The organism is Streptomyces sp. NPDC037203, assembly GCF_055605065.1.
The window spans coordinates 93,645-105,214 of sequence record NZ_JBVJUC010000002.1 but is presented as its reverse complement, the minus strand read 5'-3'; the positions used below and the strand labels follow the sequence as shown (position 1 = coordinate 105,214).

Here is an 11,570-nt window from a genome sequence, read left to right as displayed (position 1 = left end):
TTCCCGTGATCGGAAGTCCGTGCGCGCATGACAAGCGCGTGTTCAAGTGACGTAATTTGACTAGAGGTTTAGAAGAAAAGACAGATCTTGACTCGGTAAGGTCTGGTGCACTATGCGGAGTTGACGCCCGCTTTAGGCACGGCGTGCTTCCTGTGCGCCCCCCATGCTTCGGCGGCGTGGGTGAGGTCACGCTTACCTGGACGCACGTTCGGGCATGCAGGCGGGGAGAGCGTCGAACGGCCACCCCGACACCCGAAGACCTCCGAGGACACGATTGCCATGCCTCGTCCGACCGTCGCCCAGCTCGCCTACGGCGCGAGCACCGTGATCTTCTCGACCATCGCCATGCTGCTGCTGTCGCAGACGGGTTCGGGGGTCGGGATCGCCGTCATCGCCCTCGCGGCGCTCGCACTCGGACTGCTGGTCGCGATGACGGTGCCGGCCGGGCCCCGCGGCACACCGCAGGAGGCCGCCGGGACGGCCCCGGAGGGGGAGCGCGTCCCGACTGCCATGTGAGGTCGTCCGGTCAGCGGCGCGGTTCGGTCCCGGTGCTGACCACGACCGTCTTGGCGGCCTTGTCGTGCAGGCCCTGCTTGTAGGGCTTGTCGAAGAAGCTCCAGCCGCCGCAGATCACGGTCCACACGCAGGCGCAGCAGAAGGCGAACGGCAGCCACAGCACGAGGGCGCGGAGGAGCGAGGTCTGGGCGCTGGGGGTGGCCCCGTCGGAGAGGTTGGCCACCCGCATGCCCAGCCACTTCTTGCCGAGGGTCTGGCCCGTCCTGTGGATGAAGAAGGTGTCGTAGGCGATGTAGAGCACGGCGGCGATGACGGACTGTCCCAGGGAGCGCGCGGCGTTGATCTGGTCGCCGTTCACGTCGTACTCGCGCACGTTGAACGCCCAGGTGAGCAGGTAGACGACGATGCCGACCAGGATCATGTCGATGATGCGGGCGAGGGTCCGCTTGGCACTGTCGGCGAGCGGGGGCATGCCGGCGAGGGGGTCGGCGGGGTAGCCGCCGGCGCCGTGCGGACCGCCCCCGTAGGGGCCGCCGCCGTACGGGCCGCCGCCGGGCGGGGGCTGGTCGCCCCCGTAGGGCCCGCCCCCGTACGGGCCGCCGGAGGGCGGGGGCTGCGGGCCTCCGTAAGGGGGCGGCTGCTGACCCCCGTAAGGGGGCTGCTCGCCGCCCGGCGGCGGGGAGTCGTACGGCGAGCCCTGCCCCTGCTGCGGCGGGGGCGGCTTCCTGAACGGGTCGTCCTCGGGTGGCTGCTCTCCGGAGCCGGGGGGCGGTGCGCTGCTCATGGCCCGAGTGGATCGCGAACGCCCCGGCTCCGCACCCGGCGGACGGCCGACCGGGGTACGGCCGTCCGGAGCACCGGCGGGTCCGCTCCTGCCGGTCAGCCCGCCACGAAGGTGTGCGCCGCCTTGTCGTGCAGGCACTGGTGCCAGGGCCGGTCGAACAGGCACCACAGCACGCCCACGATCCCGATGCCGAGCACCCCCGGAACGCTGTACACCAGCCAGCGGCGCAGTGCGGGGGCGAAGGCCGGGGGTTCGTGGCCCTCGATGTCGCGCACGTCGAGGCCGCACAGCTTCTTGCCGAGGGTGCGGCCCCACTTGACGGTGGGCAGCACCTCGTAGCCCACGCCGAGGAGGAGCAGCACGGCGAGGACGATGCCGAGGCTGGTGCCGGTGGTGCCGTCGAGCAGCCAGACGGTGACCTCGTGCCCCGACTGCCGGGCCGCGTCGACCTTCTGCTGGATGTGGTCGGCGGCCCGGATGCCGAGCGGGACGGCCGCGACTGCGGTCACGGCGCCCACCACCACGGTGTCGATCAGCCGGGCCGCGAGCCGCTTGCCCAGTCCGGCGGGGCGGGCGGCGGCCTGTCTGCGCGCCGCCGCCTGGAAGGGGTCCTCCACCGGCGGCTTCCACGGCGCGACGGGCTGCTCCTGTGCCGCTCCCCCGGCCAGCTGGTGCACCTGCTGCGCCCAGGACCCCCCTGCGGGGCCGCCCTGCTGCGGCACCTGCGGGGCGGCGGGCGCGGGCTGCCGGTTCTGCGGCGGCTGCACGGCGCCGAAGCCGGGCTGCGGGGAGGAGGGGACCGCGGGGGCGGCGGGCGCCGGGGGCGTCGCGGGGGTGGGCGCGGCGACCGGGCCCTGGGTGCCGAGGCCGGGCACGTCGGTCTGCTTCGGCGGCACCGGGCGGATGGTCATCGTGCCGTCGTCCGTACGACCGGTGACCGGCCGCCGGAAGACGAAGGTGCCGGGGTCGGGGGCGTCGTGCCCGGCCGGCGGGATCGTCGCGGTGCCGTCGCCGCGCTCCGCCCGCCCCTCGGGCTGCGCGGAACCCTCGGCGGGCAGCCGGGGGTCGGATACCCAGGGGGCACCGGATTGCGCGGGCACCGCTGCCTGGCGCGGATCGGGGTGCCCGCTGCGGGGCGCGCCCTGCTGTCCGGAGGAGGCCCGCTGGTCCCATGAACCGCCCGGTCCCGGACGGCCCGGCCCGCCCGGCGCACCCGAGGGGTGGCCCGACTGGCCTGCCGGGCCTTCCTGTTGGCCGGGTACGCCCGCGCCCGCCGGTCCGGACCGCCCCGGCCGGTCCGCCCCCGCCTGTCCGCCGAAAGCACCCGCCTGGCCCCCTTGACCGGGCACGCCCGCCCGGCCCGGAGCACCGGCCCCGTCCGCCGGGGGCCACTGCCCGGCCGCCCCCGAACCGCCCGCCGCGGGGGCGGAGTTGCCCGTGACCGCCGGTCCGGAGGCCGCCGGCCCGTCGGGTTCCTCGTCGAAGAAGTGCGGACCCGTCTCCTCCACGGCCGGGGTGGCGCCGGGGGGTGGGGCGAGCGATTCGCCGTCCTTCGGCGCCGGGCGGCTGGTGCCGGGCACCCAGGCGGCGCCGTTCCAGTACCGGACGTAGCCGGGGATGGACGGGTCCGGGTAGTAGCCCTCGCGGGGCCGGTCGTCACCGGGGGCCGGGGTTGGGGCGCTCATGTCCGTCGTCCCGTATCTGCTCGTGGGTGGGATGGGGCCACCCACATCTATCAGACGCGGGCACGCGCCACCGCCACTCCCGCGGGTCCCACCCCATCCGGGCAATGCCGTGTCCGCTCCCCGGTCCGATCCGAAAAAAATTTCTCCCGACCCGCGTAATGCCCGGCCCGCCACCCGCTCTCCTCCGGTACGGGCCCGCACCGAGCGGTCCCCGGCCCGAAAGGAAGTCCAGGTCATGCAGCACACCGTGGTGGAGCGGGAGATCGAACTCAAGCTGATCCTGTCGCCCGAGCGGAGCATCCCGGTCCCGGCCCGGCTCGCCTACCGCTCCGACGACCCCTACGCCGTCCACGTCGTCTTCCACATCGACTCCGAGTTCCCGGTGCACTGGACCTTCGCCCGCGATCTGCTGGTGGAGGGCGTGTTCCGGCCGTGCGGGCACGGGGACGTGCGGGTGTGGCCGACGAAGTCGCAGGGGCGCAGGGTCGTCCTGATGGCGCTCAGCTCACCCGACGGCGACGCGCTCCTGGAGGCGCCGGTCCCGCAGGTCTCCGCCTGGCTGGAGCGGACCCTGCGCGCGGTCCCGCCGGGCGCGGAGGGCGGCCGGCTCGGCATCGACGACGCCCTCGACCAGCTCCTCGCCCGGTGAACCCGCCCGGTGCGCCGGGCCCGGTGGCCTCAGAGGACCTTGCCCGGATTGAGGATGCCGAGCGGGTCGAAGACCTGCTTCACCGACCGCTGCATCTCCACCCCCACCGGCCCGATCTCCCGTGCCAGCCACTCCTTCTTCAGTACTCCGACGCCGTGTTCGCCGGTGATGGTGCCGCCCAGTTCCAGGCCGAGGGCCATGATCTCGTCGAAGGACTCGCGGGCCCGGCGGGACTCGTCCTCGTCCCCGGCGTCGAAACAGACGGTCGGATGGGTGTTGCCGTCGCCCGCGTGGGCGCAGACGCCGATCGTCAGGCCGTACTTGGCGGCGATCGCCTCGACGCCCTCCAGCATGGCGCCCAGCTTGGAGCGGGGTACGCACACGTCGTCGATCATCGTCGTGCCCTTGACCGCCTCCAGCGCGGTCAGCGAGAGCCGCCGGGCCTTGAGGAGCAGCTCGGACTCGGCCGCGTCCTCCGCCGGGACGACCTCGGTGGCACCGGCGGCCTCGCACAGCGCGCCGAGGGCGGCGAGGTCGGCGGCCGGGTCCGGGGTGTCGAAGGCGGCGAGCAGCAGCGCCTCGGTGGTCTCCGGCAGGCCCATGTGGGCCATGTCGTTGACCGCCTTGACGGTCGTATGGTCCATCAGTTCGAGGAGCGACGGGAGGTGACCGCCCGCCATGATCCGGCAGACGGCGTCGCAGGCGCTCGCGGCGGAGGGGAACTCGGCGGCCAGCACCAGCTGCGCGGGCGGCTTGGGCTTCAGGGCGAGCACCGCGCGTACGACGATGCCGAGGGAGCCCTCGGAGCCGACGAAGAGGCGGGTGAGGTCGTAGCCCGCGACGCCCTTGGCGGTACGCCGTCCGGTGGTCATCAGGCGGCCGTCGGCGAGGACGACGTCCAGACCGAGGACGTACTCGGCGGTCACGCCGTACTTCACACAGCACAGCCCGCCGGAGCCGGTGCCGATGTTGCCGCCGATGGTGCACATCTCCCAGCTGGAGGGGTCCGGCGGGTAGTACAGGCCGTGTTCCTCGACGGCGCGGGAGAGATCCGCGTTGATCACGCCCGGTTCGACCACGGCGACCCGGTCGACGGGGCTGATCTCCAGGATGCGGTTCATCTTGGTGAGGGACAGCACGATGCAGCCGTCCGACGCGTTGGCCGCGCCGGACAGGCCGCTGCGGGCGCCCTGGGGGACGACGGGGACGCGCAGTTCGGTGGCGGTGCGCATGACGTGCTGCACCTGTTCCACGGTGCGCGGCAGGACCACGACGGCGGGGGCTCCGGCGGGGCAGAAGCTCGCCATGTCGTGGGCGTAGGCGGCCGTGACATCGGGGTCGGTCAGCACGGCCTCGGGGGGCAGGCCGGCCAGGAGCCGGTCGGTGAGGTTGCCGGCTGCTGCGGTGGCTTCATCGCGACGTGCTTCGATGCGGCTCATGATCACAGGTTCGCACTCACGGCCACCGGTGTGAACCCCGTCAGCCTCTCGCCACACTCGGCGCGATCTTCTTGTCGTATTGACGCACAGTGAGCGCCATGGACTACAGAGTGAGCGAGCCGGGAACGTCCCTGCCCAGCGGGCCGCCCGCGCCGCGCCGTTCCGCGCGGCTGCTGCGGCGGGTACTGGTCACCGCGCTGAGCGGCGGTGTGGTCGCGGGCGCGGTCCTTGCCATCTGGCCGGGGCTGAGAACCGGGGCCGCGAGTCCGCCCGCGCCGGGGCCGCGGGCCCACCGGGCGCAGCTGCGCGCCCCCGCGCAGGCGGCGCAGGCGCTGACCGCGGTGACCACCGGGATGCCGGCGACGCTGCCCGCCCTGACGGCGCTGATCGGGCAGCAGGAGCAGCGGGTGCGGGCCCAGCCGCGGGACGCGAAGGCGTGGGCGGTGCTGGGGACGGCGTACGTCGAGCGGGGGCGCGCCGCGGCCGCGGCGGCGGACTTCCCGCGGGCCGAGCGGGCGCTGGAGACCTCGCTCCAGGTGGTGGACGAGGAGCAGAACCTCCCGGCGCTGGACGGCATGGCCGCGCTGTCCCTGGCGCGCCGCGACTTCACCGAGGCGAAACGTTACGCCGAGGAGGCGCAGGAGCTGGCGCCGGCGCGGTGGTCGTCGTACGCCCGGCTGATCGACGCGGACACCGGGCTCGGCGACTACGAGGCGGTCGGCAAGTCCCTGGAGAAGCTGATGGCGCTCAAGCCGGGGGCGGCCGAGCGGCCCGCGGTGATGGCGCAGGCGGCCGCGGTGTACCGGAACCGGGGCTGGCGCGAGGACGCGGTGGCCCAGCTCTCCGACGCGGCCGCCGCCGCCCGCACCCCGGCCGAACAGGCCGCCTATCTCACCCAGCTCGGTCAACTGGCCTTCGAGCGCGGGGACTTGCCGGACGCGCTGCGCCACTACGACGCGGCGCTGCGCCAGGACGCCGACCAGCCGGCGGCACCGGCGGGGCGGGCGCGGGTGCTGGCGGCGCTGGGCCGCACGACGGAGGCGGTCACCGCGTACCGCAGCGCGCTGGCCCGCCGGCCGGACCCGCGCGACGCGCTCGACCTGGGCGAGCTGTACGAGTCGCTGGGCATGGCCAAGCAGGCCCGCGAGAGCTACGACCGGGTGCGGGAGCTGGCACGGCGGGAGGCGTCGGACGGGGTGGACGACGAGCTGGTGCTCGGCCGGCTGGAGGCCGACCACGGGGACGCCCAGCAGGCCGTGGAGCGGCTGCGCGCCGAGTACGACCGCCAGCCCGGAATCGAGGTGGCCGACGCGCTCGGCTGGGCGCTGCACCGGGTCGGGGAGGACGACGAGGCCCTGGAGTACGCCACGACGGCCACGGACGGCACGAAGGGCGGCGGGGTGCGCAGCGCGCTGTACGCCTACCACCGGGGCGCGATCGAATCCGCGCTGGAACTGGACGGCCCCGCCCGCCGCAGCCTCCAGGAGTCCCTCCAGATCAGTCCGGTCTTCTCCCCCCTGTGGTCGCGCGAGGCGAGGTCGGCCCTCGCGGCGCTGGGGAACCCGCCGGACGTGGCGGTGCCGGGGTGAGGCGTCCGGGCGGACGCGCGACGGGGACCGGCCGGTGGTACGGCACCGGCCGGTCCCCGTCACGGGGGCGGCAGTCGCTCTCTTCGGAGGGCAGCCTCTCCAGAGGTTGCCGCGTCTAGAGGTTGCCGCGCTTGGCCTGCTCGCGCTCGATCGCCTCGAACAGGGCCTTGAAGTTGCCCTTGCCGAAGCCCATGGAGCCGTGCCGCTCGATGAGTTCGAAGAACACCGTCGGCCGGTCCTGGACGGGCTTGGTGAAGATCTGCAGCAGGTAGCCGTCCTCGTCCCGGTCGACGAGGATCTTCAGCTCGCGCAGCGTCTCCACGGGCACCCGCGTCTCGCCGGCCCACTCGCCGAGGGTCTCGTAGTACGAGTCCGGGGTGTTGAGGAACTCGACGCCGGCCGCGCGCATGGTGCGCACGGTCTGCACGATGTCGTTGGTGTTCAGCGCGATGTGCTGGACGCCGGGACCGCCGTAGAACTCCAGGTACTCGTCGATCTGGGACTTCTTCTTGGCGATGGCCGGCTCGTTGAGCGGGAACTTCACCTTCAGGGTGCCGTCCGCGACGACCTTCGACATCAGCGCGCTGTACTCGGTGGCGATGTCGTCGCCCACGAACTCCTTCATGTTCGTGAAGCCCATGACCTTGTTGTAGAACCCGACCCACTCGTCCATCTTGCCGAGTTCGACGTTGCCGACGCAGTGGTCGATCGCCTGGAAGGTGCGGTGCTCGGGCTGCGCGACCATCGGCTCGGTGGCCACGAAGCCGGGGAGGTAGGGGCCCTCGTAACCGGAGCGCTCCACCAGGGTGTGGCGGGTCTCGCCGTAGGTGGCGATGGCCGCGAGGACGACGGTGCCGTGCTCGTCCTTGACCTCGTACGGCTCGTCGATCGAGCGGGCGCCCTGCGCGACGGCGTACTCGTACGCGGCGCGGGCGTCCGGGACCTCGATGGCCAGGTCGATGACGCCGTCACCGTGCTCGGCGACGTGCTGCTCGATGAACCGGCCCCAGTCGCTGGACTGCTTGATCACCGAGGTGAAGACGAACCGGGCCGAGCCGTTCTCCAGGACGTAACTGGCGGTCTCGCGGCTGCCGTTCTCCGGTCCGGAGTAGGCGACCAGCTTCATGCCGAAGGCGGAGGAGTAGTAGTGCGCCGCCTGCTTGGCGTTGCCCACGGCGAAGACGACCGCGTCCATTCCCTTGACCGGGAAGGGGTCGGCCTGCCGGGCGGTCGCGTCGGGAGTGTGCTGTGTGGTCTGCGTCATAGCCGAAGGGTGACCGGACTCTGCAAGGTGCGCAATAGTTCGCGTATTCACTGGGCAATTTGTTAGGTGATAAGGCCCAGTGGCCGGACTTTCTGTACAGGATGACCATCCCAGGAGGGACTGTGGCGATCGATCATCTGGACGGGCGGATCATCGTGCTGCTGGCACGCGAGCCGCGCATCGGCGTCCTGGAGATGTCCCGGCGGCTCGGGGTCGCGCGGGGCACGGTGCAGGCGCGGCTCGACCGGCTCCAGTCGAACGGCGTGATCCGCGGCTTCGGCCCCCAGGTGGACCCGGCGGCCCTCGGATACCCGGTCACCGCCTTCGCCACGCTCCAGATCCGGCAAGGCCAGGGGGCGGACGTACGCGCCTATCTGGCGACGGTGCCGGAGGTGCTGGAGCTGCTGACCACGACCGGCAGCGGGGACATGCTGTGCCGTCTCGTGGCCCGCTCGAACGCCGATCTGCAGCGGGTGATCGACCGGGTCGTCGGCTTCGAGGGCATCGTGCGGGCGTCCACGGCGATCGTGATGGAGAACCCGGTGCCGCTGCGGGTGATTCCGCTGGTGGAGCAGGCGGCGGAGGAGTGACCGGCCCCGGTGGCGCCGGCTTCGGCACCGACAGGCCGTCACCATGACCCGTATGCAAAGGAGTTGATGCAAAAGAGGCGTTGCAAAGAAGGCTTTGCATAGCTATCTTTGTATGCATGACGGAGCACGAGGACTACAAACCGCGCAGGCTGGACGCCCGCTCGCTGCGCGGGCTCGCCCACCCCCTGCGGATGCAGCTGCTGGACACTCTGCGGCGGCACGGCCCCGCCACCGCGTCCCAGCTGGGCGAGCGCCTCGGCGAGTCCAGCGGCGCGACCAGCTATCACCTGCGCCAGCTCGCCGAGCACGGCTTCGTCGAGGACGCCCCGGAGCGCGGCAAGGGCCGGGAGCGCTGGTGGCGGGCGGTGGACCAGGGACTGGCGTTCGACAGCGCGGACTTCGAGGACGCGAGTCCCGAGGTGCGGGGGCTGACGGAGATGTTCTTCCAGGAGAGCGCGGCACGGCACGCCCGCGAGCTGGCCACCTGGATCGGCACCCGCGACCAGTGGTCCGCGGAGTGGTCCCGGTCCACCGACATGAGCGACATGACGCTGCGGCTCACGCCCGAGCTCGCGAGCGAACTCATCGAGAAGATGCACGACTTGGTGGACGACTACCGCAACAGGGCCGGCGCGCGGACACCCGGAGCCGAGCAAGTGCGCGTCCACACGCACCTGTTCCCGATCGAATCGCAGTGACCCACACCGCGGTGAACCGACTCGCGGTGCACCGAACCGACATGAGAGGCCACGTCATGGACATCAACGCCCAGCTCGCCCGGCAGCACCGTGCGGACCTCCACACGGGAGCCGCCGCCGACCGCCTCGCCGCCGCGGTGAAGCCGCCGACGGAGCTGCGGACCCGTGTCGGCTGGACCCTGATCGGACTGGGCCTGCGCCTCGCGGCCGGCCCCCGCCGGACCGTGGCGCTCGCGGGCTAGGGCTGCCGCGCGAAGCCACGCACGCGGGCTTGGAGGCGCTCGAACGCCGGCCCTCCTGGCGTGACCGCCGCACGCACCCGGTCGTTCAACCGGCGTGATCACGCTTCGCACCACTGCCGCAAAGGTCGGACTTGCGGGCCTGGCACTCGGATCAGGCATCACCTCCGCAGCGCCCGCATCGGCCGGAGGCATCGGCGACTTCCTTTCACCCGCCTTCGGCACCTCGTGCGCCAACCTGCATACCGGCGCCCAGGCCCATGGCCGCACGACGCACGAGACCGGAGCCCTCGACAGCAACCTCGCCGGTCTCCCGCTCGGCGGCGCCCTGAACCAGTGCGGTGGAGCGGACATGCCACTGAACACATCGCACTACAGGGCGCAGACGGCTTGGCTCACCGGCAACATCAACTGGACGGAATCAGCAGAGCTCGAGGACTGAGCGAGCGCAGAGCGCATGACGACGGGAGTCGTCGGACAGGACCTAGCAGCTCGGTACCGAGCCCTTCCCGGTCTCCAGGGCGCGCAGCGCGTCGACCGTGCCCTTCAGGGTGGTCACCGGCACCAGGCGCAGGCCCTTGGGCAGACCGCCGCGGGCATCGGCGCACTCGGCCTTCGGGACCAGGAAGACCGTGGCACCGTCCCGGCGGGCCGCCTGCGTCTTGAGGCCCACGCCGCCGACCGCGCCGACCCGGCCCGCCGCGTCGATCGTGCCCGTACCGGCGATGGTGCGGCCCCCGGTCAGATCGCCGCCGTGGCCGTCGCCGCGCAGCTTGTCGATGATCCCCAATGTGAACAGCAGGCCCGCGCTCGGACCGCCCACGTCGGCCAGCTTCAGCGTGACCTTGACCTTCTCGGGGCTCAGGTCCAGATACGTCAGCGCCGCGCTGGTCGCCGCGTCCTGCGACTGCCGCATCTGTGCCGTGTTGTGCTGCTCGATCTCCTTGAGCGTGTTGCCGCTCGGGTACACCGCGTCGCGCGGCATCACGGCCCGGTCGGTGCGGAACCAGTCACCGGCGAGGTCGGAGAAGGTGAGCCGGGCGTCCGGGCCGGTCGCCTCGATGGTGACCATCCTCAGCTGCCCGCTCGTCCGGCGGGTGTCGGTTCCCTTGACGGTGATCACCTGCGCACCCCGGTTCGCGCCCAGCACGTTCGCCGTCAGGCCGGGCTGCGCCACGGAGAACGGCAGCGGCGCGAACAGCGCGGTGGCGATCAGCGCGACGACGGGAAGCGCGCACAGGGCGAGGGCCTGGGGGCGCGTGAGACGTGAGAGCACGGGTTCAATTTACGTGACGGGTGCCGTCCGGCGGCCCGGCGGTGACCGACCGGTGACCGGGCGGACCGGGATCACGCTGCTCGGGTGGGGCACCAAGGCAGGGGCCGCCGCGCAGACGGCGGTGCTGGTCCCGGTGCTGCGCGGAGCCGGCTTCCGCTGGCGGCCCCGCTTCGACTGGCGGGGCAGCGGACTGCCCCGCCCGCTGCGATCGGTCGGCTGGCTGGCTGGTGCTGCTGGTCCTCGCCAACCAGGCCGCCTACGCCGTCGCGACCCGGCTCGCCACGGACGGGCCTGCACCGGGGCCCCGGCTACAGCGCCTACACCGGCGCCCACGCCCTGCGGGTCGTACCGCACGGCATCATCACGGTCTCCCTCGTCACCGCGCTGCTGCCGCGGAGGAGCGCGGCCGCCGTCGACGCGGACACCCGCGCGACAACCGTTTCCGGCCACCGCCGGGTGGCGGGCCGGTCGTGCCCCGCGGCGGGGTCGCCGACACCCTCACGGGGCGCGGCAACAGCCGTCGGCTCCGGCGCGCACCGCGGCCCCGTGGCTCAGCGCAGCGCCTCCGCCACTTCCCGAGCCGCCTCCACCACCCTGGGCCCGACGCGTTCCGGGACGGAGTCCGCGAGCATCACGACGCCCACGCTGCCCTCCACTCCGGTCACCCCCAGCAGCGGCGCGGCCGCCCCGCACGCCCCGGTCTCCAGTTCGCCTCGCGTCAGGGTGTACGCCTGCTGGCCCGCCGGGGGGGGGGGGGGGGGGGGGGGGGGGGGGGGGGGGGGGGGGGGGGGGGGGGGGGGGGGGGGGGGGGGGAGGGGAGGGGGGGGGGAGGGGGCGGGGC

12 protein-coding genes and 2 pseudogenes are annotated in these 11,570 nt (G+C 73.1%); 8 read left to right on the top strand and 6 right to left on the bottom strand.

Annotated elements, in window-relative coordinates; genetic code table 11:
• The first annotated feature begins 279 nt into the window (after positions 1-279).
• The gene (locus tag ACZ7EC_RS04915) at positions 280-516 is read left to right on the top strand and encodes a hypothetical protein (RefSeq protein WP_471058096.1); all 237 of its coding nucleotides are present in this window, start codon (positions 280-282) and stop codon (positions 514-516) included.
• 10 nt (positions 517-526) lie between these two features.
• Here the strand turns inward: ACZ7EC_RS04915 and ACZ7EC_RS04910 are convergent, their stop codons facing one another.
• Together ACZ7EC_RS04910 and ACZ7EC_RS04905 are read right to left on the bottom strand one after the other, a co-directional pair.
• On the bottom strand, positions 527-1,300 hold the full coding sequence (locus tag ACZ7EC_RS04910) for an RDD family protein (protein WP_471058093.1): 774 nt from the start codon (positions 1,298-1,300) through the stop codon (positions 527-529).
• 95 nt (positions 1,301-1,395) lie between these two features.
• The gene (locus tag ACZ7EC_RS04905; RefSeq protein ID WP_471058090.1) at positions 1,396-2,985 is read right to left on the bottom strand and encodes an RDD family protein; all 1,590 of its coding nucleotides are present in this window, start codon (positions 2,983-2,985) and stop codon (positions 1,396-1,398) included.
• A 235-nt stretch (positions 2,986-3,220) separates the two neighbouring features.
• Between ACZ7EC_RS04905 and ACZ7EC_RS04900 the strand changes: the two genes are divergently transcribed.
• On the top strand, positions 3,221-3,634 hold the full coding sequence (locus tag ACZ7EC_RS04900) for an SsgA family sporulation/cell division regulator (protein WP_471058087.1): 414 nt from the start codon (positions 3,221-3,223) through the stop codon (positions 3,632-3,634).
• 29 nt (positions 3,635-3,663) lie between these two features.
• On the opposite strand, the gene ACZ7EC_RS04895 is transcribed toward ACZ7EC_RS04900, so the two are convergent.
• The gene (locus tag ACZ7EC_RS04895) at positions 3,664-5,079 is read right to left on the bottom strand and encodes an FAD-binding oxidoreductase (RefSeq protein WP_471058084.1); all 1,416 of its coding nucleotides are present in this window, start codon (positions 5,077-5,079) and stop codon (positions 3,664-3,666) included.
• Between the two features lie 92 nt (positions 5,080-5,171).
• On the opposite strand from ACZ7EC_RS04895, the gene ACZ7EC_RS04890 reads away from it, so the two are divergent.
• Entirely contained in the window at positions 5,172-6,662 is a 1,491-nt protein-coding gene (locus ACZ7EC_RS04890) for a tetratricopeptide repeat protein (RefSeq protein ID WP_471058081.1), read from the top strand.
• Between the two features lie 115 nt (positions 6,663-6,777).
• Here ACZ7EC_RS04890 and hppD read toward each other — a convergent pair whose 3' ends face one another.
• The gene (gene hppD / locus ACZ7EC_RS04885; protein ID WP_471058080.1) at positions 6,778-7,926 is read right to left on the bottom strand and encodes a 4-hydroxyphenylpyruvate dioxygenase; all 1,149 of its coding nucleotides are present in this window, start codon (positions 7,924-7,926) and stop codon (positions 6,778-6,780) included.
• Between the two features lie 122 nt (positions 7,927-8,048).
• Here hppD and ACZ7EC_RS04880 point away from each other — a divergent pair, with 122 nt between their 5' ends.
• From ACZ7EC_RS04880 to ACZ7EC_RS04865, 4 genes are all read left to right on the top strand, one after another.
• Entirely contained in the window at positions 8,049-8,516 is a 468-nt protein-coding gene (locus ACZ7EC_RS04880) for an Lrp/AsnC family transcriptional regulator (RefSeq protein ID WP_046423174.1), read from the top strand.
• A 116-nt stretch (positions 8,517-8,632) separates the two neighbouring features.
• Positions 8,633-9,214 (top strand): ArsR/SmtB family transcription factor, encoded by a 582-nt coding sequence (locus ACZ7EC_RS04875; RefSeq protein ID WP_471058078.1) that lies wholly within the window; start codon positions 8,633-8,635, stop codon positions 9,212-9,214.
• Positions 9,215-9,255: 41 nt separating this feature from the next.
• On the top strand, positions 9,256-9,456 hold the full coding sequence (locus ACZ7EC_RS04870; protein WP_471058076.1) for a hypothetical protein: 201 nt from the start codon (positions 9,256-9,258) through the stop codon (positions 9,454-9,456).
• Between the two features lie 94 nt (positions 9,457-9,550).
• Complete coding sequence (locus tag ACZ7EC_RS04865; RefSeq protein WP_471058074.1) at positions 9,551-9,895, top strand: hypothetical protein; 345 nt, start codon at positions 9,551-9,553, stop codon at positions 9,893-9,895.
• A 42-nt stretch (positions 9,896-9,937) separates the two neighbouring features.
• Here the strand turns inward: ACZ7EC_RS04865 and ACZ7EC_RS04860 are convergent, their stop codons facing one another.
• A complete protein-coding gene (locus ACZ7EC_RS04860; protein ID WP_471058072.1) occupies positions 9,938-10,729 on the bottom strand; it encodes a S16 family serine protease in 792 nt (263 codons plus the stop codon).
• Positions 10,730-10,802: 73 nt separating this feature from the next.
• Between ACZ7EC_RS04860 and ACZ7EC_RS04855 the strand changes: the two are divergent.
• A pseudogene (locus ACZ7EC_RS04855) lies at positions 10,803-11,161 on the top strand (lipid II flippase MurJ); the annotation flags it as partial.
• 119 nt (positions 11,162-11,280) lie between these two features.
• Here the strand turns inward: ACZ7EC_RS04855 and ACZ7EC_RS04850 are convergent.
• A pseudogene (locus tag ACZ7EC_RS04850) lies at positions 11,281-11,570 on the bottom strand (hypothetical protein); the annotation flags it as partial.

Bases quoted from the DNA above. Each gene is read 5' to 3' on its own strand.
- ACZ7EC_RS04905 (WP_471058090.1), bottom strand. From the start codon at position 2,985: ATGAGCGCCCCAACCCCGGCCCCCGGTGACGACCGGCCCCGCGAGGGC.
- ACZ7EC_RS04890 (WP_471058081.1), top strand. From the start codon at position 5,172: ATGGACTACAGAGTGAGCGAGCCGGGAACGTCCCTGCCCAGCGGGCCG.
- ACZ7EC_RS04900 (WP_471058087.1), top strand. From the start codon at position 3,221: ATGCAGCACACCGTGGTGGAGCGGGAGATCGAACTCAAGCTGATCCTG.
- ACZ7EC_RS04870 (WP_471058076.1), top strand. From the start codon at position 9,256: ATGAGAGGCCACGTCATGGACATCAACGCCCAGCTCGCCCGGCAGCAC.
- ACZ7EC_RS04875 (WP_471058078.1), top strand. From the start codon at position 8,633: ATGACGGAGCACGAGGACTACAAACCGCGCAGGCTGGACGCCCGCTCG.
- hppD (WP_471058080.1), bottom strand. From the start codon at position 7,926: ATGACGCAGACCACACAGCACACTCCCGACGCGACCGCCCGGCAGGCC.
- ACZ7EC_RS04910 (WP_471058093.1), bottom strand. From the start codon at position 1,300: ATGAGCAGCGCACCGCCCCCCGGCTCCGGAGAGCAGCCACCCGAGGAC.
- ACZ7EC_RS04915 (WP_471058096.1), top strand. From the start codon at position 280: ATGCCTCGTCCGACCGTCGCCCAGCTCGCCTACGGCGCGAGCACCGTG.